23 protein-coding genes are annotated in these 21937 nt (G+C 35.2%); 4 read left to right on the forward strand and 19 right to left on the reverse strand.

What is annotated here, in order from left to right; all coding sequences use genetic code 11:
* The first annotated feature begins 181 nt into the window (after nt 1-181).
* Nucleotides 182-1354, forward strand: coding sequence for a DnaA/Hda family protein (locus tag CES88_RS01405; RefSeq protein WP_290729935.1), 1173 nt, complete (start codon nt 182-184; stop codon nt 1352-1354).
* Between the two features lie 34 nt (nt 1355-1388).
* On the opposite strand, the gene CES88_RS01410 is transcribed toward CES88_RS01405, so the two are convergent.
* From CES88_RS01410 to CES88_RS01460, 11 genes are all read right to left on the reverse strand, one after another.
* Nucleotides 1389-3263: an AgmX/PglI C-terminal domain-containing protein gene (locus tag CES88_RS01410; protein ID WP_290729937.1), complete on the reverse strand. Its 1875-nt coding sequence runs from the start codon at nt 3261-3263 to the stop codon at nt 1389-1391.
* Complete coding sequence (locus tag CES88_RS01415; protein WP_290729939.1) at nt 3244-4128, reverse strand: tetratricopeptide repeat protein; 885 nt, start codon at nt 4126-4128, stop codon at nt 3244-3246. Before CES88_RS01415 ends, CES88_RS01410 begins: the two co-directional genes overlap by 20 nt.
* Nucleotides 4128-6989, reverse strand: a complete 2862-nt coding sequence (locus CES88_RS01420; protein ID WP_290729941.1) for a hypothetical protein — start codon at nt 6987-6989, stop codon at nt 4128-4130. Before CES88_RS01420 ends, CES88_RS01415 begins: the two co-directional genes overlap by 1 nt.
* Nucleotides 6990-6992: 3 nt before the next feature.
* Complete coding sequence (locus CES88_RS01425; protein WP_290729943.1) at nt 6993-7520, reverse strand: biopolymer transporter ExbD; 528 nt, start codon at nt 7518-7520, stop codon at nt 6993-6995.
* Nucleotides 7521-7529: 9 nt separating this feature from the next.
* Complete coding sequence (locus CES88_RS01430; protein ID WP_290729945.1) at nt 7530-8042, reverse strand: biopolymer transporter ExbD; 513 nt, start codon at nt 8040-8042, stop codon at nt 7530-7532.
* A gap of 20 nt (nt 8043-8062) precedes the next feature.
* A complete protein-coding gene (locus CES88_RS01435) occupies nt 8063-8764 on the reverse strand; it encodes a MotA/TolQ/ExbB proton channel family protein (protein ID WP_290729947.1) in 702 nt (233 codons plus the stop codon).
* Between the two features lie 10 nt (nt 8765-8774).
* Nucleotides 8775-9017, reverse strand: a complete 243-nt coding sequence (locus CES88_RS01440) for a hypothetical protein (protein WP_290729949.1) — start codon at nt 9015-9017, stop codon at nt 8775-8777.
* The gene (locus CES88_RS01445; protein WP_290729951.1) at nt 9017-10453 is read right to left on the reverse strand and encodes a hypothetical protein; all 1437 of its coding nucleotides are present in this window, start codon (nt 10451-10453) and stop codon (nt 9017-9019) included. Before CES88_RS01445 ends, CES88_RS01440 begins: the two co-directional genes overlap by 1 nt.
* A gap of 9 nt (nt 10454-10462) precedes the next feature.
* Nucleotides 10463-11188 carry an outer membrane beta-barrel domain-containing protein gene (locus tag CES88_RS01450; protein ID WP_290729953.1) on the reverse strand — a complete coding sequence of 242 codons (726 nt, stop codon included), beginning with the start codon at nt 11186-11188 and terminating at the stop codon, nt 10463-10465.
* A complete protein-coding gene (locus CES88_RS01455) occupies nt 11188-12450 on the reverse strand; it encodes a hypothetical protein (RefSeq protein WP_290729955.1) in 1263 nt (420 codons plus the stop codon). The genes CES88_RS01450 and CES88_RS01455 overlap by 1 nt, the downstream gene beginning before the upstream one ends.
* A gap of 323 nt (nt 12451-12773) precedes the next feature.
* Nucleotides 12774-13412 carry a hypothetical protein gene (locus CES88_RS01460; RefSeq protein WP_290729956.1) on the reverse strand — a complete coding sequence of 213 codons (639 nt, stop codon included), beginning with the start codon at nt 13410-13412 and terminating at the stop codon, nt 12774-12776.
* Between the two features lie 43 nt (nt 13413-13455).
* On the opposite strand from CES88_RS01460, the gene CES88_RS01465 reads away from it, so the two are divergent.
* Entirely contained in the window at nt 13456-13710 is a 255-nt protein-coding gene (locus tag CES88_RS01465; protein WP_290729957.1) for a hypothetical protein, read from the forward strand.
* On the opposite strand, the gene CES88_RS01470 is transcribed toward CES88_RS01465, so the two are convergent.
* Both CES88_RS01470 and CES88_RS01475 read right to left on the reverse strand, forming a co-directional pair.
* Nucleotides 13685-14386, reverse strand: coding sequence for a diacylglycerol/polyprenol kinase family protein (locus tag CES88_RS01470; RefSeq protein WP_290729958.1), 702 nt, complete (start codon nt 14384-14386; stop codon nt 13685-13687). The genes CES88_RS01465 and CES88_RS01470 overlap by 26 nt on opposite strands.
* Nucleotides 14387-14446: 60 nt before the next feature.
* Entirely contained in the window at nt 14447-16189 is a 1743-nt protein-coding gene (locus CES88_RS01475; protein ID WP_290729959.1) for a cation:proton antiporter, read from the reverse strand.
* A 218-nt stretch (nt 16190-16407) separates the two neighbouring features.
* On the opposite strand from CES88_RS01475, the gene CES88_RS01480 reads away from it, so the two are divergent.
* Together CES88_RS01480 and CES88_RS01485 are read left to right on the forward strand one after the other, a co-directional pair.
* On the forward strand, nt 16408-16875 hold the full coding sequence (locus CES88_RS01480; RefSeq protein ID WP_290729960.1) for a hypothetical protein: 468 nt from the start codon (nt 16408-16410) through the stop codon (nt 16873-16875).
* A gap of 121 nt (nt 16876-16996) precedes the next feature.
* Nucleotides 16997-17629, forward strand: a complete 633-nt coding sequence (locus CES88_RS01485; protein ID WP_290729961.1) for a hypothetical protein — start codon at nt 16997-16999, stop codon at nt 17627-17629.
* Here the strand turns inward: CES88_RS01485 and CES88_RS01490 are convergent.
* Genes CES88_RS01490 through ccoG form a run of 6 tightly spaced genes read right to left on the reverse strand, consistent with a single transcriptional unit; the run spans nt 17601 to nt 21927 of the window.
* On the reverse strand, nt 17601-18239 hold the full coding sequence (locus tag CES88_RS01490) for an NAD(P)H-binding protein (RefSeq protein ID WP_290729962.1): 639 nt from the start codon (nt 18237-18239) through the stop codon (nt 17601-17603). The two genes, CES88_RS01485 and CES88_RS01490, sit on opposite strands and share 29 nt — an antisense overlap.
* Nucleotides 18239-18661: a thioredoxin family protein gene (locus CES88_RS01495; RefSeq protein ID WP_290729963.1), complete on the reverse strand. Its 423-nt coding sequence runs from the start codon at nt 18659-18661 to the stop codon at nt 18239-18241. Before CES88_RS01495 ends, CES88_RS01490 begins: the two co-directional genes overlap by 1 nt.
* A gap of 2 nt (nt 18662-18663) precedes the next feature.
* Complete coding sequence (locus CES88_RS01500) at nt 18664-19662, reverse strand: aldo/keto reductase (protein ID WP_365992769.1); 999 nt, start codon at nt 19660-19662, stop codon at nt 18664-18666.
* A 45-nt stretch (nt 19663-19707) separates the two neighbouring features.
* Complete coding sequence (locus CES88_RS01505; protein WP_290729965.1) at nt 19708-19830, reverse strand: hypothetical protein; 123 nt, start codon at nt 19828-19830, stop codon at nt 19708-19710.
* An 8-nt stretch (nt 19831-19838) separates the two neighbouring features.
* The gene (locus CES88_RS01510; RefSeq protein WP_290729966.1) at nt 19839-20540 is read right to left on the reverse strand and encodes a sulfite exporter TauE/SafE family protein; all 702 of its coding nucleotides are present in this window, start codon (nt 20538-20540) and stop codon (nt 19839-19841) included.
* Nucleotides 20524-21927, reverse strand: a complete 1404-nt coding sequence (gene ccoG / locus CES88_RS01515) for a cytochrome c oxidase accessory protein CcoG (protein ID WP_290729967.1) — start codon at nt 21925-21927, stop codon at nt 20524-20526. Before ccoG ends, CES88_RS01510 begins: the two co-directional genes overlap by 17 nt.
* Between the last annotated feature and the right edge of the window lie 10 nt (nt 21928-21937).

Here is a 21937-nt window from a genome sequence, read left to right on the forward strand (position 1 = left end):
TAAATTGATGCCAATTTATGGAGTGTTATTTCAGTGTGTTAGATGGAGCGTATTGTCACTAGGTCATAACGCACCTATTTGGAAAACTATTTGAGAAAGTATTTGACGAAATATTATAAGTGACTAAAATCATAAACCTTGGAAAGCGCCCCCAGTTAAAGAAGTATTGAATTAAGGATATATGGCAAACAGACACAATAGCCCTAGAGCAACATTGATTAATAAAGAGCTGGTAAGAAATAAGACTCAAGATGAGAGTCAACTAGACCTTCTTTCTTATATTTCTAATGAGTCGCTCTCAATTTCAGCTCCACATAATGTTAGAAGTATTCGCTCGGCCAAGAGTCCAAGGGTAATTTCTCAAAATAGAAAATACTCTCTACCTATAAATGTGGATAGAAGTAAGCTCTTTAAGAATTTCATTTGTGGAGAGTCTAATAATAGGGCGTTTAAGATTTTAGAGGCCATGACTAAGCAGACATCCTTAGAGTTTCCAATTATCTATATCTGCTCTTTAAGTGGGCTAGGTAAGAGCCACTTACTCTATGGGGCGGCGAACGCATTATTTGAAAAGACTTCTAAGAAAATTTGCTACTTTCATGGTAAGGAATTTATCTACAATTTTGATGGGGAAATGGAGGATATCTCTTCGATTCATACTGTCTTTATAGATGATCTAGATGAAATTACTTATGACCTTGGTTTACAAGATAAATTTACACGTAACTTTGATCTCTTAAAGAGAAGTGGTGTACAAATTGTGATGGCGGGATCTGTTCTTCCAAAACATATGAAAATGACCTCTCCTAAGTTTGCTACAAGAGCGGGTAGTGCTCTCGTTGAAAAAATTAATAAAATTGATAGAGATTTAGCTTCTAAAATTTTAGATAATCTCTCTTATATTCATAAGTATGATTTGAGTCCAGATGTAAAAGACCTATTAGTTGATTGCTTTCACTACCATGTTTACGGACTTGAGAGTGCATTATTGAAACTTAAGAGTTATAGCGAAACATTTAGCAGTAATGTTGATATTAAGATTGCTTTGAAAGAGCTTAAAATTCTTGGGCCAGTGTTAGATAAGACTATTAATTCTAAGAAAATAATTGCTCGTGTTTGTGAGTTCTATAAAGTTGATATTGAGGATCTCTTTTCAAAGAATAGAAAGAAAGAAGTCTCTTTTGCTCGTCACGTCTGTATGTATATTTTAAAAGACCGAAATGGTCTCTCCCTTTCTAGAATTGCGAGACTCTTTAACCGAGATCACACATCTGTTCTCTATGGTGTTAATAAGATCATGGCAGAGATTCAAGGTAATAAGAGTATTAGAAAAGACATTCACGAGTTAGTTTAAAAAAAGACCTTCATCCTTGAAGGTCTACAATCAATTAAATTTTAGATTTTTCTGAAAGGAAGTTAAGAGGTTGCTTAACATCTACAACTCCGCCACCTTTAGGCTTTGGAAATTGAATCATTTGAAGTACTCCTGTCATACAGTTTGTACCTTTGTCAGAGAATTTTGATCCCTTTGTCTTGATCTTCATTCTCTGTGCTTTACCTTGAGAGTTAATTCTAAAGTGTAGGTCCATAACACCTTTGGCATGCTCGTTTCTATACTCAAGCTCTTGTTGGTAGCAGTGCTTAAATTGTGGAAGGTACTCTCTTAGAATTTTTCTTAAAAGCTCTGGGTCCATTGAACCAAGAACAACAGCTTTTTGATCAGTATAAGTGGTGTCAATTCCTGACTTATTAGCAAGTCCTTTTGAACCTGATGAGGAATCAAAGCTTCCTTTAAAGTCTTGTCCAAGTCCTGAAGCGGCATTACTGTTGGCCGCTTTTATATCAGAAGTTGTCGCACTCTTTGCTGAGTTTCCAAGAGCAGCAGCATTGGAATTTGAGTTCTTAACAACCTTTGCCGAGTTAGAACCTGTGCTTCCAAAGAATGAGGCCATTGATTTATTCATTTTGAATTTGAATGATTTCATCTGTCTTTTGCTTTTAACATTCTTTGACTTAGCGGCCGCTTTCATTTGCTCTTTCACTGGCTTTGATGCTTGTTTTGTCTTACTTGGTTTTTGTGTGTCTTGCTTCTTCGCAAATTGTGGCTTCTTGTCGTCTTGCTTTTCTTTCTTTACTCCAGTGTCAACTTCAGTCTTACTAACTTCACTTGAAGTCTTAGAGTTATTCTTTTCTTCTGCTTTTACTGCAGGTCTGTAGATAACGGCAACTTTCTTCTCTTCTTCTTGCTCCGGAAGATCAATGAATAGAAGAAGTAACATTAAACTCATAGCTACTGAGAAGACTTTTGCTGTTTGCTTTTTAAATTCTCTATCTCTACCAAAGAAAGGAGTGTTTCTAAGGTGTGGAGGGGCATCAGAAATTTGGATAAGAACCTGTGTGGTTCCATGATCGTAAGAAATTATTTCATCTTGCTTTAAATGGTAGTTGTTCTCAATGGCCTCTCCAGTTAATAGAGAAGAGCATTTGTGGTCTTTGATTTCCTTAATAAGAATTTTACTATCTGAAATATCTAGGAAAGGAATATTTTCTTCGCTATCAAAACTTGGAAGTTGGAAGGTATCTTTCTTTCTATCATGGGCCGAAACTCTGAGCTCCCCACTCTTTAATGGAAAGTAGTCAATTGATAAGGCCGTTCCCATAGAGAGTACTGTAATTTGAACAGCTTTAGCATCATTCTTTCTCGCTATAGGAGTAAATTCTTTCGTCTCATCGACTTCAATGAAATTGTCTGTGTCGAGATTATCCATGAGGCTGAGTTTTTGAATAGGAGTATAATCCTCTTCATCAAATTTAATATCACAATATTCCCCATCAATAATAACAAGGCCAGGAACTGGAGGTAAAACCGGGGTAGGGTGTTGTCCCTCCAATTCCTGGATTGTTTGAATATCCATATCCTCATCTTCAATGATCGCATCATTCCGTTGAATTTCATCAATGATTTCATCTAAATTAAATATTTCATTAGAAAATTGAATATGGTCACCTGGATAGGCAACACCACTTTCAACTCTCTCTGAATTGATAAATGTTCCATTATTACTTTCAAGATCAATTATTTTTGCTCCACCTTCAAGGTTGAGAATTAAGATAGCGTGGTATGCAGAGATACTACTATCTTCAATGATGATGTCACATTTCTCACTTGAACCAACAAGAAGCTTCTTCTTGGTTAAAGTGAACTCAAGATTGTGACCGATTAACTTTAGTCGACTGTAGTCTTTAGTTTTTGACAGCAACACGTTTTACCCCTTTTTTGACATTTGCATCCTTGCTGTCCTTCTCTTCCTTAATTCTTTCTAACTCAATATTTATTTTATTTGAAAGTGCATTTGTAGCAGATTTAATTTCTTCAATAATAGTGGCCCTTTGTCCACCAATGATCGCTTTCGCCTCTTCGTACCTTTTTAGCTCATAGTAGAGTAGAGCAACGTAGAGAGAAATATCTTCTCTCTTTAAGTTCTCATCGTTAAATCTCTTTGCCCACGAGTAAGCTTTAGTGAAATTTCCCTCTGCAATTTCAATTGTCATCATTGAAAGGATGAGGTCTATATCGTTTGGGTTACTTGTTACAAGAGGGTGAATAAGAGTTCTTGCTTTTTCAAGATGATTAAATTTTATATAGACTTGGGCCAAGTTGTATTTTGGCACTTTAGAGTTTGGAGAGAGTTTAATCGACTTCTCTAAGAGTGTGTGAGCATCTTCAAAGTTACTCGATTTAAGAGCAACAAGAGCTTTGTTATTATAAATAGAAGCTTGTATTAAGTTCTCTCCCGAAAGAGCATAGTCGTAGAAGTAATTTGCTTTTAACTGGTTGCCATAGAGCTGGTAACAAATACCAATGAAGAGCCAATACTTCTTATCCTCTCTATACTTATTAATATTACTCTGCAGGTCTTGTAGAGAGCTTTTGAAATCTCCATTATAACACTTTGAAAGAGACTTATTTAAGAAGTTCTCTTCACTTATTTTACTTAAGCGAGTATTACCAAACCTCATAAAAGATTCTTCAGAGAAAGCATCATTCTTAGATTGAAGATGGCTATTAATCTTGTGTGAACCACAACTAACAGCTAAGAATATCGTAAGTAGAATCGCCACTTTCATTATTTAATCCCTTGATTATCTAGAGATATTACTAATTGTGATGCAGGGTATCTCATTAGTATTTCTGATTTAAAGTCTTGATCGTCAAATAATCTATAGTTTTCATAGGAGAGAATGTTATTTCCTGAAATAGTCTTAGTGGTTTGTTTATTAAATGAATTCACTTCATTTTCTACTTTCGAATAAAGTGGAGTCATTTGCTTTAAAAACATTGCTGTTTCTTCTTTATTAAATCCATTGGGACGGAAGGCCTTAACTTCTTTTAAGAAGTCTTTATATTGATTAGCTATAAAGTGACTAACCTTTGGTGTGATAATTGGATGTTTTAGCTTCTGAATTTCTAGACCAGAATTTACAATTTGCTTTATTTTAGAGAAATTATTTTCAATTTCCTTACTAAATAGATCTCCATTGAAAGTTCCCCCTGAAAAAGAGTACTTAGAATTTCTAAATTTTAGTAGGTAGGCGTTATAGGCCATTATTTTATAGATGGCTGGAGATTGATAGAGTTTCAATATATCTAGCATCTTCTTCGCCTGTGCCTCTTGATTTTTAGCATTTGCCTGCCAGTAATGATTTTCAGCAATAGTCGTAATCAGCGAGCTTTGAATGAAGCGAGGAAATTTTCTCATGTAGAACGTTAGCTTCTTAATATTTCCCTCAATGGCAAATTCTCTTGAAAATCTTTCAATATCCTTTGCAATAATATTTTCATCAATACCACATTTTCTTTGTGTGTTTTGTAATGTATCAATGGCCTTATAATTATTCTCTACGATGGCAAATGTAATAGCTTTCTTATATAGACTATTTTTTAATGGGAAATTATTACTACAGTATTTTGCAATTGCTCTATAGCTAAGAGATAGGGCTTTTTTAAATTCTTGAGCTTGTGCATATTCAGTGATTATTTTGTCTATTGTTGTGATCTCTTTGAAAATTTCACCTTGATTATCAATCTTTAAGCTGTACTTTAGCCACTTCCACGATTGATTAATATTAGTGATTTTTAGGCTTAATAGTGAAAGTCTAAAAGCTGTCTGTATTTTAATTTTAAGTGGGTAACTCTCATTTTCTAAAATACTTAAGTAGCTCTTCTCTGCAGAGGCGTAATCTTTAGCATCAACCTTCTTATCTATCTCGTTAAAGAGAAGTCCAGCAAGGATAACTACAGACTTCTTAATATAAACTTTTTCAAAAGATAAAAAACCTTTGTTAAACTCCCCAATCCAATAAGAAATCTTTTGAATATCTTTCTTTGATACATAGTAATCAAATACTTTTGCAAACATTCCTTTTTGAGACTTTAAGTCTGCAGGGAAGTTTTGATTATAGGCCTTTACTACATTTACTGAATTTAGTATTTTTAAATTCTTAAAGTAGAGTGTAAATAGCTTTGGATAAATAAGTTGACTCTTTTGGTCTTTAGGCCAAAGACTTACATGATTACTATAGACATAAGTCTTATACTTATAATTAGATAATCCTTCTTCTTCTAGCTTTGTAAGAGTAGCAAGTAGTGAATTAATCACTTTCTTAGAGAAAACTTCGTTCCATACTTTCTTTTGTTTTTCTTTCTTGATAATTTCTAGAACTAAAGAGTACTTCTTATAAGCTCTTTGAAATAATTTAACAGAATAAAGAGTTTCACCTTGAAAAAAGAGATACTCATTCTTATTTTCTCTATCGATATTAATAAGGATATTGAAGTAAGTTAGAACATTATTTAATTTTTCGTCATTCAATGAAGCACTTGTAAATTGGTCTCTTTTCGCTAGTTTTACTTGAAGAAAACCAACATATGACTTAATTGATTTAACAGATATTTCTAATTCTTCTCCAGTTAAATGCTTTAAGTTAAAAATATTAGAAAGGGCCTTAGAGGCTTCTAAGTGTAGTGACTCTTGTTTGTAAGTTCTATAAAACTCCAATTGATAGTTATAGTAGAGTACTTGCTCGTCAAACTGCTTTCTCTCTTTTGCTGCATTTAATCCTCTAACAACAATATTATTCACTTCTGGAAATTTCTTTGCTGTCTGCGCTCTTGTGGCCATCTTTGTAATATATTCACCAGGTTTAACTACATTCTCTAAGTAGAACGTAACACCTTCGTCAATTTTATCATTTTGAATATAGAATATACTGATTGCATCGAGTACTTGAGATTCGACAGTAACGTATCTTGGACTCTTACTAATCTGATAAGCTTTTAGAATATGATCTAGTCCCATTGCTAGTTTCTTAACTTTTAAAAGACACCATGCAAAGTTGTAATGGTGCTTTGCATACCATTCATCACCTTCATTTTTGATGACATCAACATAGTACTTGATCGCTTTTCTATATTTCTTATCATTATAGTAGAGCTCTGCAAGGGCAGTTTTTATACTGTGGACAATAGGTGAGGCATGAGGAGCGACTCTCAATGACTTTAAAAGATAGTACTCAGTTTTCTTACTCTTGTTAAAATCTCTCTCATTGAGAGCAAGTGTGTAGAAAATAGCTCCATTACTTCTATAGTTTGGCCATTTCTTAGTAATATAGAGTCCTAGTTTTTCTACTTTCTTATTAAGTGAAACTGATTGCTTAAAGAAGTAGGATTTCTTTAATTTTGGATTCTTATTTTTTAAGAAGTTGTTATTCTCTTCTTCTTTGATAATTTTTAAATTTTCTGAATAGAGCTCTAGCAGTCTATACTCTAGATTTGGTCCTCTTCTACCAATTTTCTTAATTGTCTTAATTTCTCCGTGAATCATATTAATAAGCTTATTTCTCTTTTGTTTTTCAAAAGAGGCCTTCTGCTCTCCATAAGCAGGAAAGCAAAGAGTGATAATGAATGTGATCACTAGAAGATACTTCATATCTTAATTTCCACCCTTTACAATAAATTTAAACTTTGGAAATCCTGCTGTTGCACTTGCATGCATAACTTTTTGCATATCTGCATATGAGAGAGTTTGATCTAGGACAATATTTATCTGCTTATTTGACTTTTCCTTACTCTTTATTAGGTCTTGCTCAACCGAAGAGAGGTTTCTAGACTTAAATTCTTTTAACTCTTTATCTCCCTGATCTTTTAATTCTTTTAACTTCTTCTCTAAGAAAGAAATATTTGAGCTAGATTTTGATATTTTACCGATTTCTTTATTATTGATGAAAACGGCCCTGTTCTTATTGACTTGAATTGTCACAGATTGATTACCATGAAGAGTGGAAATTGAATCTGGAAGCTCTAGGTTCTTTGTTAAATCAAGCTTAAGATCTGACGGGTTATAGCTCTTAAGTAAGAAAACGAGAAGAATAACTAAGATATCAAGTAGAGAAGTGATATCTATATCTAACTCTTTCTTCTTCTTTAAAATTACAGATCTTCTTTTCTTCTTTGTAGTCATTGCTAATTCCTAGATTACAGTTTCAAAAATGATTTGATCGAATAAAGTCTTCGTTCTTACAATTTTTCCTTTCTTTGATTTCGCCGAAAGCTCTGGAACTTCTTTTCCAACACCTGTTACTGAATCCATGATTTTTACAATTTCTTTGTAATTTACGTTCTTATTTGGACTTATGATAATTGATCTCTCATCAATATTTGCTAACTTAATATTGATGAGTATTTTCTTTAGTTTTCCAAGATCAAAATCTTCACCAAGCTTTGTAATTGTTGATTGAACCGAGCCTTCAACACCTGTTTTTACTTCAATAGTTGAACTAGTAATTTTAAGTGTTAAATTGAGGGGCTTTTCATCACTCTTTTCTGTGTCAATTGTTGCAATGGCAGGAGCGTCACTTCCTATTTCATAGATCTCAACAAATTGAGCACTCATTAGTAAAAAGAAGATAAATATGAATACCGCATCCAAGATTGGAATAAGGTTTAGTTTTGGTATTTCTTTCTTTTCTTTTCTTGTTCTCATTTCTACCCCTAGAAAATCAATTAAGCTGCTTCAGATGTACTCTTTGGTACTGGTGGCATTTTTCTCTTCTTTGTCCCCAGTAAATCAACTAATTTAAGAGAGTACTCTTCAATTTCAGCGATGATCTTCTCACTCTTATTAGAGAGAATATTGTGAATAACCATAATACTAATCGCAGAGATTAATCCAAAGGCGGTGGTATTCATGGCCTTAGAAATACCAAGTGCGAGGAGTTTCGCTTTTGATGATGGGTCGGCATTGGCAACAGCAGCAAATGACTCAATCAAACCGTAGATAGTTCCTAGAAGTCCTATTAGTGTTGATACGTTTGCAACAAGACCAAGGTAGCTCATTCTCTTATCAACTTTAGGTGTAACTTCCAAAATTGTAGAGTCAACAGCATCTTGTATTTGATCCTTATCTTGATTTGCTCTCTTTAATCCTGACTTTAAAACCATTGGTAATATCGCTTTTGAGTTTGAGCAACTCTGGATAGCTTTTTCCACATCGTTATTTAAAACGTGCTTCTTAATCATATTCATAAGAGAGTTGCCATCGATGTCATAACTAAAGAGAGACTTGATTCTCTCTAATGAGATGGCGATTCCAAAAGTCCATGTGGCGAGAATAATCCACATGAAAATCCCACCCTCATCCATAAAGATTGCTAAGGTTTGTAAGAATGATTGGTCTGTTACGGCCTGAGCCACTTGATTTTCCATTGTCTACCCCTTATCTCAAATTTCTGATGTCTTTCTTTGATTCTGTATTAAAGTCAAATCTTTCATAGAGCGCTCTTTCAAAAACTTTTCTGTCTCGTTCCTTAACAGAGAGGTCTCCTGGAGCGAGTAATTGACCTTTGACTTCTAAATTCCCGAGGTCAAAACTCTCATATTTCTTATACTCAACAATGACATTCTTTCCTTGAGCAAGTGTTGAGATACTTATTAAAAAAATCATTAGATATTTCATCATTACCTCTTGCTCACTTTCTTATTTATTTTAACCGCTGCGCAGTTTGACTTAAGACCATAAGAGTAATCACCTAATTCATCGGCCCAGAATGCACCGTCAAAGTTCCAGAAGTCATCATCGATTGTTCTTTTTACATTTTCTAAACTTCCTCGACTTCTATTTGAGATAAGAGTTTTATTACTATAAAGTAGGTCTCTTTTCTTCGACATGATTTCAAGCTTGATATTGAACATCTCGTAGCTATACTTATGAATATCATTTATGAAAGTGAACATTTCTTTTTTTACATAGTGATTTAAGTGTTGAGTTCTCCAGCTAATTGATCTTTCTACTTGCTGAATAAGGTACTTTGTAAATTCACTCTGTTTTCTCTTGTTAAGGTATCTAAGTTCATTCTTAGCTTTCTTGAAACTTACTAAATCAACACTGAATTTTACTTTCTTTCTTATTTGGGTAACAAGATTTCTAATATATGGATTCAGGTTTTCAGTTTCTTTTAAAGAGCTAAATACAAGGTTAATAAAGTAAGTGTGAGAGTTCTTATTTGGAAGAACAATATTCTTTAGTTCATCACTCTTAGATTTATAAACTTTATAATATTGATCAATTGTCGCAAGACTATCGTCATAGAGACAAAGTCTGAAATAATTTAATGAATTCAAGACTTCTGACTCTGGAAAGAAGTAACTTGATAGAAGAGGTGATCTATACGTGACAACAAGCCCAAGAGATCTATTGAAGTCTTCTAAATAGTAGTTTGCCCAAGCTTTTTCGATTAATGTGTAAGGCCATCTATATGATGTCTTTGGAATTTCATTGTAAGTTGCTATGGCCTTGGCAAATTGTTTTTGCTTATAGTAGAGTCTTGCAATATGCATAGTACAAGACTCACTTAATACAGTGTAGTATCTCTTGAGCTTTTCTTTATCTGCTCGCCCCATGAAATCTTTAGAGACTTTAATACACTTATCAAATCTATCCTTTGCTCTCGATATGTCTCCAAGAATTTCTCTCGAAGTTCCTGCAACATAGAGAGCTTCAGGAGAAAATCTATTATTTAGAGGAATTCTCTCCGCTACTGTCATTGCATTTTTATAGTGCTGCATTCTAAACATTTTTAGAGCATAGATAAGTTGCAAAGTCGGTGAGTTATGCTTAATTAGGTCTTTATTTGAAAGACCTGCTAGCGAGTTCGTACCAGACTTTAGAACAAGAATTTCCAATTTCTCTTCAAAATCTTTATCAAGTTTGTCGGCCTCAATAATATGTTCCGCCGCAAATGGAAGAGAAGAGAAATAATACTTAGATTTAAATAGTTCATTAAAAATAGTAATATTTCTATCTTTTCCTTTTGAAAAGTAAACTTTTTCAGCTACTCCGAAGTGAGCTTTAGCTGAAAATGTAAATAGTATAACTAGTGCTATAATTATTTTCATTTTATTTCCTTAGAAGCTAAAACCAACCGAGAGTATTGCGTCTGTTGTTCCTCTTAATTTCGTAGTCGAGGCTTCTCCATTTATAACTGGACCTGGGGCTTTATACATTGATCTTTGAAGATCAATTCCAATAAACCATCTCTTAGAAGCATGAATTCTAAGTCCTGTCTTTGCTACTGCACCAGTGTAAGATTCAGCTTGAAACGTAGAAGATAGATTAGGATCAGATACTGTATCTTTATTTGATTCTGTATCAATTTTTGCTACACCTAAACCAAAGCTCCAGTCGAAGTAAATGATTTTGTTAAATGTATTGATCTTTCCATAGAATGGAGACCAGATACCCATCAATCCATATGAAGAAGTTAATCTTCTTATGAATGGAACACTTTGATTAATTCTTTGTAAGTTATCATAAGCATCATTATTCTTATTAGAGTAGCTATTGTAGAAACCTTCAATGGCCCACTCTTCATTAAGATAGTAACCAGATCTGAAGTTGATACCAGTTGTATCCTGATATTCACCACTAAGATTTGAAACATATCCAAGTTGAGCATAGATAGTCTTACTTTTCTTATAAAGCTTATTCTGTAATACATAGACTTTTTTATCGGGATCAAGCCAAAGGAATTTATAGAGATCGCTCTCGTCAGCCATGGCCTTAAGAGATGACGCTCCCATAGAAAGCGCCATCATTGTATATAGTAAAGTCCTACCCCTAGAAGAATACATTAATTGAACTCCTGTGTTTGAACAGCGTAGCTTATTTCAATCTTAGAACCTTCGTTTGGAATATTTCCCTCAACGAACTTAATAGATCTTGATTGATTGTCATAAGTGTAGCCTGAGCTTATTGCCGAACCATTTACTTTTACTTCTACTTTGTCATCAAAAGGCTTGTTGGAAAGTGCAAAACTATCAATTAGATTTACAATTTTTCCACCCATTTCTCTTAGTACTTGATAGAAGTCATTCTTGATATGAGCAGTTAAGCCACCTGTCTTGTCACTTGCTTCAAGATATCGATACCCAATAGTTTCCCACTGTGTACTTGTCTTCTTGCTTGTAACGATAGAGTAGAGTTTAATAAGTCCAGATGACTTCTTGAGTTCTTTGAAGTTATCTACATAAGACTGAACAGTACTATCTGACTGATCCTCTTCATCTGAAACATAGACAACTACAAGGTAAGCATCATTTCTCATCCAATTTTCTACGTAACGATTAACAAATGATTTAGAAGTCTTCAATCCTTGCTCTCTACCTGAACCACGGGTTCCAACTTTAATACAACTTGCAAAGTCTTTAACAAATTGACTTTCATTACTATTGGCGGCAGTAGCATCAAGTATTCTGAAATCACAAACAGAACGTCCGTTCTTGTTTGATGAACCATCAGTTGTTGTAATCGCCATTTTGAAATCTATATTCTTTTCTAGAAATTCATGAATAAAGACATCGAAATTGTAGGCAAGAGCTTTTTGCTCATCTCCCATTGAACCAGAGTCATCAATAACCCAAAGGATATCAACTTTTCCTTCTTTTGCTTGGGCCTGAGTAAAGTTTTCGACAACAGACTTTAGAGAAATTACAGGATCTGTTGGCTCAACAGGAACTTCTGGTTCCACAGGTACTTCTGGAACTACAACAACTGGATCAGTAGGATCTGTTGGGTCAGTAACTACAGGATCAGTTGGTTCTGCTGGATCAGTTACAACAGGATCAGTTGGTTCCGTAGGTTCCGTAGGTTCTGTAGGAGTTGTAACTACAGGATCTATCGGCTCTTCAACTTCTGGTGCAGTTGGAATATCTACAACAGGTTTATCTGGATTTGATGTAGGTATTTCAATCTCTGTAGGGATATCGTTATCAGCAACACCAGCTCCATTTAAAAATTTCTTTTCATAGAACTCTTGTTCATTACAAGAGGTGAGATTAATTAAAAGCGTTAGTAATAGAAAGGTATCTCGTATCCTTGAAGTTTTTAAAACCATTACCGTCTCCATAACGGTAGCAAGATCTATCTCTTAGAAATAATGATCTAGCAATTCCGGCTTTTCTGAGATTTTGTGACGGCTTACATACTTTTTTAGCGGACGTACAACAAACAAAATCGAAGAAGTTTTTGTTCCCTTTTCTTAGGGTTAGATTAACAAAATGGGAAATGGAGTAAATTTGTGAATGTATAATTTTATTCTTTTTTCTTTATAATCAATACTTTAGATAGGCAAAAATGGCAAAAAATGTGAAATTTTATTGATCTCGTTTTATTCTGAAATTCGCCACATATTATTGCTAGAGATAGGAAACTTATTGTTTATAGTAGATTTATAGCTTTCTCAACAAAGGAGTTCGTTAATTCATGAGTTTCATTTTGAAGTGAAATATAATTACTTTGAGCTTTTGCTCTCTCTTTTAAAATATCGAAATGTTCCCTAGAGTTCTTGTAATCAACCATTTCATCGGAGGTTCCATGGATTGCGTAAATATTAAAAGGTATTTTTTCGGGAAGATATTGCCATTTGAAAGTACAAGAAAGGCCTATGATAGATTCAACTTCTCTTAGTTCAAGAGCGGCAAAGGGACTAAGGTATCCGCCCTGAGAATAGCCTAGGATTGTTTTAGGAGTGCTCTCATAGCCGAGTTCCGTAACCATTTTACTAATCATTTGCGCGGGAAAATTATAGTCAATATCATAGGTGTTAGTGTGACGATCAAAGAAGTACCATGCATATCTTCTTTCAATATAATCTTTCCTGATCTTTGGAATCGGAAATGGTCCATTAGGAGCGAAAATGTCATATTCATCACTAACTGCATCTTTAAATTTCTCTAGAACGGCTTGATTACTCTGAGCGAATCCGTGCAATAAAATAAGTAATTTCTTCGATTTTCTCTTTATTAATTGATAGTTTGCAGGAAACTCTATTTCTAATTTCATTGTTTCGTTTTTCATGGGACAATATTAGTTCAAGAGTAACTAGATGAGTAGGTATTAATTGAGTTTAGAAGAAAAAGTCTTAGAAACATTATCTTTTTTTAATGCTATGACATTGGAGCAAATCTACTTAGACTTTGATGAAGACTTTCTTCTTGAGCATAAGAAATATACCTATGATGATCTCATGGAGTGTCTAAGAAATCTTGAAGATCAAAAGAAAATAAAGTCTTCAGGTGTAGAGAAGTCAAAGACATGGATACGAATTTACCCAAAGAAAAGTCTTCTCTCTAAACTATTGGGATTCCTAAAATAGTTACAAATAGCCAAGTAATAAGTCCCGTTGCAATAGGAATGGTGAGGTTATCATCAATTCTAAGTGGAATTAATTCTAATCCTGTCATTACAATCGAAACAATTAAACCTAGAACGGCCACCATGAAGAAATCATGTAGATAGAGCGTGTTAAAAACAAATACTATGATACAAAATGTAGAGATAAAGAATGCTGCTGAACCTTCAAGACTTTTACGCTTAAATATTTTATTCTTCCCGAAGCGAATTCCTATAATTGCAGACATTGGATCAGCGATTGCTAGAGTGAAGATTGCACAAAGGGCAACAACTTTTGGAAAACTTAGAAGAGTCAATAGAAGACCCATCACAAAAGGCATTCCTGCTGATTCTTTCAGTTGCTCTTCGGCCCGAAGTAAGTACTTATTTACAATTTTAAATGTCGCAGCATACTCTGGATAATTTATTCTGATTTGTTCGACAATATAAACAATACAGGCTGCAGTTCCTAGAATAGATACCGCAAGCTGATGACTTAAGAAGCTATAGTAAATAATCCCAGCAGCAGTTCCCATGGTCATATGGAAGAAGCGTCTTGGAAATTGTAGATCATGTCTGGTGGAAGTAGGGGCCTCTTGTTGCTTTTGTTCACTAGCTTCTTGTACTTCTTCTAGAGATGTTGTCTTTTCTTTACTCACAATTAATTCCTTTCATTATTTATCGGAATTTCCATATAGAATTTTAATGGAATTGAGTTTTTACTCTATTATTGATTTAGGGCGCTCTTCTGTAATTAATTGCATAATATCTTTCTGACTAATAGACCCGAGGAGCTTTCCACTAGATGAGTGGGTGACTGGAAGGGTATGGTATTTGCTATTTTCAAATATTGCGACAATTTCTTCGATTCTCGACTCATTTGAAATAGTCGGGTATTGAGCTATTATCGATTTTGCAGTGATAAAGCTGTTCTCATCTTCTTTAGAAAGTTCCATTAATTGAGTAAGATCAATCACTCCTAGAAATTCCTGTTCTTTATTTATAACAGGGTAGTAGGGATAACTATGTTGATAAATAAATTTTTGAACGTTCACTATGCTGGCATTTTCTTTAACAGAGATAATATCTGTTTTTATATAATGTTTTATATCTCTTTTAATATCTTCGCTTACTTCTTTTTTAATATTTAAATTTTCCTGTAGGTTATCCATCAACTGGCCAACACTCACTGATGTTTTCTTGGTGAAATTCTTATCATCTCCTTTTCCACCTTTAACTTCCCCAGAAGCAAAGAGGCTATACTTTAAAAGAAGAGGACCTAGGATTTCAAAAACAAAAATTGAACTCATAATAATTGTGACGAGTAGGTTAGAGCTCTCTGTGTCGATTGGCATGATCTTACTTACTATCGCGAGAGCAATACCTGCATGTGAGAGAGTTGAGAGACCAAAGTAGTTAGACTTATCAGCAAAGGAAGTAATAATTTTCCCTGTCAGAATCGAGCCAAAATAGAAAGCAAATGTTCTACTGATGACATAGACGATTGCCATTAGGAAAACGGCGGGAGTAAACTCTCTAAGGTTTATATGGGCCCCGGCCAGGACAAAGAAAATAGCATAGATAGATAGGCCCATCTCGTTAATGCCTTTATGAATCTCTTTTCCTGAATTGGTTGAATTCACAACAGTAAAGCCTATGACGGTAGATATTATAAGTGGATCTGTTTTTAAAAAGTAGGAAAGAGTTTGTCCAAAGAGAATTGTTGAACCCACGAGCATGAGAAATTCTGAAGACTTCTTTTCTTTCTGTTCCCAGTAGGAGAGAAAGAATCCTAGTATAAATCCTAGAATAACGGAGCCAACTAGTGACCACACAAGAAGACCAAGTTGCATAAGTGGAGTGATTCCAGCATCTGTTGGCCAAATATTTAAAATCTTTAAAATCACTTCTATCACTTGAGTTCCAACTAATGCTACTACTGTTGCAAGAGCGAGGTAGGTTAGAATAGATCTTTGAAGTGGGCCATTTGCATTATACTCTTTCATTACTAGAAGTGTTGTAGGAGGAGCACATTCGAGGGCCACAAAGGAGAGAAAACTTGCAACAATTAAAGCGAGCTTTATATCTCCTGTTATTTTTGAATAAGCTAGAAATGTTAGTGTAAAGACAATCAGGAGATTGAAGAGACCCGCGACACCAACTTCTTTGAAATTCTTCCACCCAATTTTTTGGATAAGGTTTCTATCAAAGTCTCCTCCAATATTAAAAAGAATTAATCCCATGGCAATATCTGAGAGAAAGTGAACACTATGGGCAATCTCTGTGGTCATTAGGTTGAAGCCAGTTGGACCAATAATAATACCAGCAAAGATAAAGCCTGTAACTTTCGGTATTTTTATTTTCTTGGAGAATTTCCCAAGAACTAGAGCAGAGATGAGCGCTAAACCTAGAATAGGAATTTTACTTTCGACAATGGCCGCGGCGACTTCAGTTGTTTGCATTTCGAATTCCTATTGGCTGTAAATAATGCTTAATTATATAAGTACTTTCTAATAACAGCAAATTTTGAGGAGTTATTATTACGTAATTTAAGTAGCTTAGTGCTTTTGTCTAGCACTCTTTCGCAAGGAATATTATTTAAATAATATGTAAGGGATCTATTTACCATGAGTTTTTAATTGCTTAGTATAGTAGAGCTACATTTTAAATTTGAGGAAATATGAAGAAGAAAATCTTTCTAGTTGTAACAGTAATTGTATTAGTTTTAGCGGGAATTAGCTGGGGATTATTAAGCTACAATTATTCAACAGGTTTTAGATCAGGAGTTCTGGTTAAGATCACTAAGAAAGGTGCCTTTTTAAAAACATACGAAGGAACAATTGACTTAGGTTCTGGAGATCAGCTAACTTGGGACTTTTCAATTCATAATAAAGAAATTGGTGAACAGCTAGAAAAGCAAGCAGGACAATTTGTTAAACTCGAATATAGAGAACTACTTTATAAAGTGATCTATGGAACGAAGTATGATGTAACCGCGTGGTCTATTGTTAGAAAGTCTGGAAGTGAAAACTTTTGCCGTCTCGTCAATATTATGAGAAAGAGCCGCTTCGTTGTAGAAAAGGTTAAGTCTCTTATCTCTGAAAATGATGCTTCATTACTTGAAGAAATTAGGAAGTGTCAAAATTAAATGGCAGTAGATTTAATATCACTGCCTCATATCCTAGACGTATTTCCTTTAAAACCCCTATCAAATAATAGTCTTGAGCCCATCTCCTAAGTTGTCATAATAGGCTTAGGTGGGGGATTCTATGCGTGAAAATTCAGTGAATAAATTCTATACAGAAAATATTGGAAAGTACTTTGGTTTCATTCCAAAGTCCGACTTTAATAAGTTCGACTCTATTCTTGAAAGCTCTATCTCACACAAGTGGAAGAATATTCATCCGAGCTACTTAAGCTCTAGAGAGGCCCTCGTTCTTGGTATTAAAATTATGAATAGTCATGATGAGGTTTGTGGTTTTAAGGATCACGATGCTCACGAGATGTTTGATCTAGCGCTTAAAAACTTTAAGGAAGCAGGAGAAGATAGAAAGCACTATAGTCTTGCTATGGGAATCTTCTACTTTCGAAATTCTCTACAAATAACTGATAGGTCTAAGCAAGTAAAAGTCATTCGACTGGCCAAGCACTATATCGATGAAGCTATTTCCGTAAAGGAAGATTGCTTACTTACTAGATTACACTTAGTACTCATACACGTTGCTATGGATAATATGTCAATGGCGGTAAGTGAATTAGTAAAACTTGGAAGAGAGATGAACGATAGAAATATTTATAATGTTCTCTTTCATATTTATGAAAAACTTGGACATGAGAATATTGCGCTCTTTTATAATTTAAAGGCCTCTAAACTTAATACTGAGTTCCACTTGGCAGCTTAATCAAGAACTCGATCTTAGCTTGAGTTCTTCCTGTTAAGCTTAGATCAATCATACTCTTGGCCACTGTGCTTGCTTCAATAGGAGCATACTTTCCTAAAATAAACTTCAGGGGCTTTGAGAAAGGTCTGGTGAGAGCAATGGATAGCCCCTCTAAAGGTCTTGATTCACTTCTATCTCCTAAGAGGAGTGAAGGTCGAACGATGATGACCTTTTGATTTCCTATTAGAGAATCTTCCATCTCTCCCTTTATGCGATTGTAAAATACTCTAGACTTACTATTGGCCCCTAGAGCACTAATGACACAGAAGAAATTGGCTTTTGTTTTTATACTGTATTGAAAACATAAATTCACAAACTCTAAGTCTACTTTCTTAAAGTTCTCTTTGGAACCGGCCTTTGCGATTGTAGTTCCAAGACAACAATAGACTCCGTCGTATTCTTGTAGGTTAAAGCTTTCAAAGTCATTAAAGTTAATTACTCTAATATTAAAGTTATCGGCCTTTATTCTTGATGAGTCTCTAACGGCAATGGTGACTTCGTGAGCAGTCTTTAATTGTTCTAATAGTGAGCCGCCGACAAGGCCTGTGGCCCCAAAAATAAGAAGCTTCATTAGATAAGAATTAGAAGTAGAACGAAGACAATAATACCTAAGATAAGAAAGGGGATGAAGTTATCCTTCTTCTTATCTACTTTAAATTCTCCATACTCTCTTAAGTGAGGATCATTAATATTATCTATAATATATTGTAGATCTTTATATGGAGTGAGACCATTTAGATCCATAATCACTTGTCTATCTTCACAGAAGAACATAGTCGGGACAGAGCGAATATTAAAATGTTCAGCTAGTTCGGGAGATTCATGTGTGTCGATATCATAGATAGGAAAGTCTGGATTTTCCGCCGCAAGTTTTTCAAGGACTGGAATCATCATTTGGCAAGGTCCGCAAGTGGTTGAGCCAAACTTTAATAAGTATGGCCCCCTTGTCGTATTAACAATTGTATCGAAATTTTCGCTATCTACTTTCTTCATATTTAGTGCTTCTTCCAATCAATATGTGGCTCAGGTCTATTATTTGTGATGACCTCAATTTCTTCCATCAATTCTGTATCTAATAGATGTAAAACATCTAAAGATTTTAAATTATCTTCAAGTTGCTCAAGTCTAGATGCTCCTAGAATAACAGAACTAACATTAGGGTTCTTTAAACACCAAGCGAGAGAGAGTTGCGCTAGAGAAATACCTCTCTTTACAGCGAGATCTTGTAGTTCATTAGCAATCTTAAGCTTCATCTTTCCTTCAGGAGTTTCGTACATTTCCTTTAGCCATGAAAACTTATCGAGAGAGAGTCTTGAGCCCTCTGGAATTCCGTTGCCATACTTCCCTGTGAGTATTCCTGAACTTAATGGAGACCAAGTGGTTGTACCCATTCCATATTTCTCATAGAGCCCGCTATATTCTTTTTCCACTCTTTCACGGTGAAGAAGATTATATTGAGGTTGCTCTACTGTCGGTGGAGTGAGGTGATATCTCTCCGCGAGAGTGTAGGCCTCAGTAATTTGTTCTGCTGACCATTCACTCGTTCCCCAGTAAAGAATCTTTCCTTGCATGATAAGGGTATGCATCGCTCGAAGAGTTTCAATAATTGGAGTATCTACATCAGGTCGGTGACAATAGTAGAGGTCTAGGTAATCTAGCTTAAACCTCTTAAGGGCGTTGTCGCATCCTTCAATAACGTGTTTTCTAGAAAGTCCTCTCTGGGTTGGCTTTTCTCCTCCCCAAAATACTTTTGAAGATACGAGGTAGCTGTCGCGAGACCAATTCATTTTCTTTAAAGCGTCACCCATTATTTCTTCTGATTCTCCGTCCGCGTATATTTCGGCGTTGTCAAAGAAGTTGACCCCTTGATCATAGGCATAGGACATCATTTCAATTGCTGATTTTACATTTACTTGATTTTTAAAAGTTACCCAAGAGCCTAGCGAGAAGCTACTTAGGAAGAGACCTGAGTTTCCAAGTCTTCGATACGTCATTTCAGTCATAATTACTCACTTGTGAGAGTAAATAGTACTGCTAAATCACTTATATGAGAAGTAGAGTGTTAGGCCTGCGCTTAACAAAGGTAGAACTGCGAGAAAAGTCCAGAAGACTATATCAAACATTCTTTCTTCAAAGCTTAATTTCTTCTTTATTTTATTCATATACGTTCCTAATGACAGTGCGCGGCGGATGTGGAATAGAACATCCATAGGCGATAACTTACAGTTGATGTTCCTAGGCAGATGAGAAAGAAGCCACTGGCCTTGGGGGCAAAGTTTTGAATTGGTCCTAAGACTTTCATCATCAAGCCCGGAGCAAAGACCATTGCTGGAAGTGTTCCGAGCCAAAAACCTATGACTCCTAAAAATCCAACAAGTGGAGATTGGAAAGTCATGAGAGTGATTAGAACTCCATAGAGAAATCCACATGGAAGCATGAGTGAGAGGGCACCAATGGAAAAGCCGCGAAGAGTTTGCGATCTATCCTTAGTGTTAAATTTACTAAAGAGTATCTGATAGAATTTAGTAATAAAGAGGGGAAGTTTAACTTCAAATTTCTTTCCCCTAATACTTTGTGCTCCCCAGAAAACAAAGAGAAGGCCTAGAAATACTCCTCCTAAAAGAGGGATGTAGTGAGTGATTCCAGTTTTTTGAATAAGGGTTGAAGTGAGCATTGCTATAAAGGCCATAAAGAGGTAGGCGCTTAGTCTTCCAAATTGGTAGGCAGCATTGCTCTTAGCTCCTTTGCCAACTGTCATTACAAGTCCACCACACATTCCTATGCAGTGGATACTTCCTGTGAGTCCAATCATGAAGGCAAGCATAGGAGCAAAGACCGGTAGGGCCGACTGAATTTTAGTTAATTGGTCCAACAAGTTGAACCTCCACAGCTTTTATCAATTTATTATTCTTAGGATTTATAAAATTTAAATTTACTTTCTTCGTTCCATTTTCAAGAATTGAAGGAGGAAATCTAAAAAAGATATTTGTGTGACTCATTACTTCTTTAAGTTCGACAGGGTTTCTAGGAACGATGAGTTTAATATCTTTATTGTCCTGCTTTAGAAGAACACTCTCTAGGCCACTGCCTTTATAGGAGAGATTTATTTTAAAGTGATTGGCCACCAATTTATCATTTCCTGTATTTAGAATTGTAAAGGGAGTCTTGCTTCCACGTAGCATTACTATATCAAGTTCTTTAGTTCCCTCTATTTGAATGAAGAAACCAAGAAAGAGAAGGACAACTACAGCGAGGTAGGAAATATTTCTGAGTGAAAATCTCTTAGTAGGAAGTCCCTTTAATCCTTGTTCAGTTTCAAAGCGAATAAGACCCTCAGGCTTTCCAACTTTAAGCATGATTTCATCACAGGCATCAATACAATTTGTACAAGCGATACATTCGAGCTGAGTTCCCCGTCTAATATCAATTCCTGTAGGACAAGCTTTTACACAGGCGTAGCAATCAACGCAGTCTGCGTGTTCGTCTTTATTTTGTCCTTTCTCTCTTCTAGGTTCACCGCGGTTATAGTCATAGGCAATGACAAGGGAGTTCTCATCCATCATGACTGATTGAAATCTTCCATACGGGCAAGCAATGAGACAGAATTGTTCTTTAAACCAAGCGAAGTCAAAGAGGATAATTCCAACGGCGGTCCAGGTGGCTCCAAAGAGAGCAATATTGTCAAAAGGTGAATTCAAAGTAATTTGAACAAGAGATCTTACTCCGACAAAGTAGCCGATAAAGGAGTGGGCGATATGCATGGAAGCAAATATAAATAGAGACCACTTAATAAGTTTTTTAATCGCTTTGCCTACACTAAGTGGGGAATCGTCGAGCTTCTTTCTTTTTCTGGCATTACCTTCAACTAGTAATTCAATCTTATTAAAAATAGCATCGATGAAGACTGTTTGCGGACAGGCCCAGCCACACCATACTCTTCCCCAAATGCTAGTCACAAAACCAATGAGGAAGACAAATGCTAGTAGTACGAATAAAAGTAGAGGAGCGTTGTGACCTAATAGAGTCATACCAAAGAAAGTAAATTCTCTTTTTGAAATATCTAAGAGAATTGACTGCTTCCCATCAATATTTATCCAAGGAAGAAAGAGGTAGAGAAAAATCAAGGAGTAGTATACCCAGGTTCTTCTCGTTCTCCATTTCCCTTTTACATCTTCGGGATAGAGATAGACTCTATGCCCATCTGCATCGGTAGTTGCTAGTCTCTCTTCATGTAGTTCATTTGGGTTATTATTTCCCATGTCCTAACCT

The organism is Halobacteriovorax sp. JY17, assembly GCF_002753895.1.
GTDB lineage: Bacteria > Bdellovibrionota > Bacteriovoracia > Bacteriovoracales > Bacteriovoracaceae > Halobacteriovorax.

Excerpts from the sequence above, each read along its gene's own strand:
- CES88_RS01435 (WP_290729947.1), bottom strand. The coding sequence starts at position 8,764 with ATGGAAAATCAAGTGGCTCAGGCCGTAACAGACCAATCATTCTTACAA.
- CES88_RS01445 (WP_290729951.1), bottom strand. The coding sequence starts at position 10,453 with ATGAAAATAATTATAGCACTAGTTATACTATTTACATTTTCAGCTAAA.
- CES88_RS01485 (WP_290729961.1), top strand. The coding sequence starts at position 16,997 with ATGCGTGAAAATTCAGTGAATAAATTCTATACAGAAAATATTGGAAAG.
- CES88_RS01420 (WP_290729941.1), bottom strand. The coding sequence starts at position 6,989 with ATGAAGTATCTTCTAGTGATCACATTCATTATCACTCTTTGCTTTCCT.
- CES88_RS01430 (WP_290729945.1), bottom strand. The coding sequence starts at position 8,042 with ATGAGAACAAGAAAAGAAAAGAAAGAAATACCAAAACTAAACCTTATT.
- ccoG (WP_290729967.1), bottom strand. The coding sequence starts at position 21,927 with ATGGGAAATAATAACCCAAATGAACTACATGAAGAGAGACTAGCAACT.
- CES88_RS01425 (WP_290729943.1), bottom strand. The coding sequence starts at position 7,520 with ATGACTACAAAGAAGAAAAGAAGATCTGTAATTTTAAAGAAGAAGAAA.
- CES88_RS01455 (WP_290729955.1), bottom strand. The coding sequence starts at position 12,450 with ATGGTTTTAAAAACTTCAAGGATACGAGATACCTTTCTATTACTAACG.
- CES88_RS01490 (WP_290729962.1), bottom strand. The coding sequence starts at position 18,239 with ATGAAGCTTCTTATTTTTGGGGCCACAGGCCTTGTCGGCGGCTCACTA.
- CES88_RS01475 (WP_290729959.1), bottom strand. The coding sequence starts at position 16,189 with ATGCAAACAACTGAAGTCGCCGCGGCCATTGTCGAAAGTAAAATTCCT.
- CES88_RS01480 (WP_290729960.1), top strand. The coding sequence starts at position 16,408 with ATGAAGAAGAAAATCTTTCTAGTTGTAACAGTAATTGTATTAGTTTTA.
- CES88_RS01440 (WP_290729949.1), bottom strand. The coding sequence starts at position 9,017 with ATGATGAAATATCTAATGATTTTTTTAATAAGTATCTCAACACTTGCT.
- CES88_RS01405 (WP_290729935.1), top strand. The coding sequence starts at position 182 with ATGGCAAACAGACACAATAGCCCTAGAGCAACATTGATTAATAAAGAG.
- CES88_RS01460 (WP_290729956.1), bottom strand. The coding sequence starts at position 13,412 with ATGAAAAACGAAACAATGAAATTAGAAATAGAGTTTCCTGCAAACTAT.
- CES88_RS01505 (WP_290729965.1), bottom strand. The coding sequence starts at position 19,830 with ATGAATAAAATAAAGAAGAAATTAAGCTTTGAAGAAAGAATGTTTGAT.
- CES88_RS01500 (WP_365992769.1), bottom strand. The coding sequence starts at position 19,662 with ATGACGTATCGAAGACTTGGAAACTCAGGTCTCTTCCTAAGTAGCTTC.
- CES88_RS01450 (WP_290729953.1), bottom strand. The coding sequence starts at position 11,188 with ATGTATTCTTCTAGGGGTAGGACTTTACTATATACAATGATGGCGCTT.
- CES88_RS01495 (WP_290729963.1), bottom strand. The coding sequence starts at position 18,661 with ATGAAGAAAGTAGATAGCGAAAATTTCGATACAATTGTTAATACGACA.
- CES88_RS01415 (WP_290729939.1), bottom strand. The coding sequence starts at position 4,128 with ATGAAAGTGGCGATTCTACTTACGATATTCTTAGCTGTTAGTTGTGGT.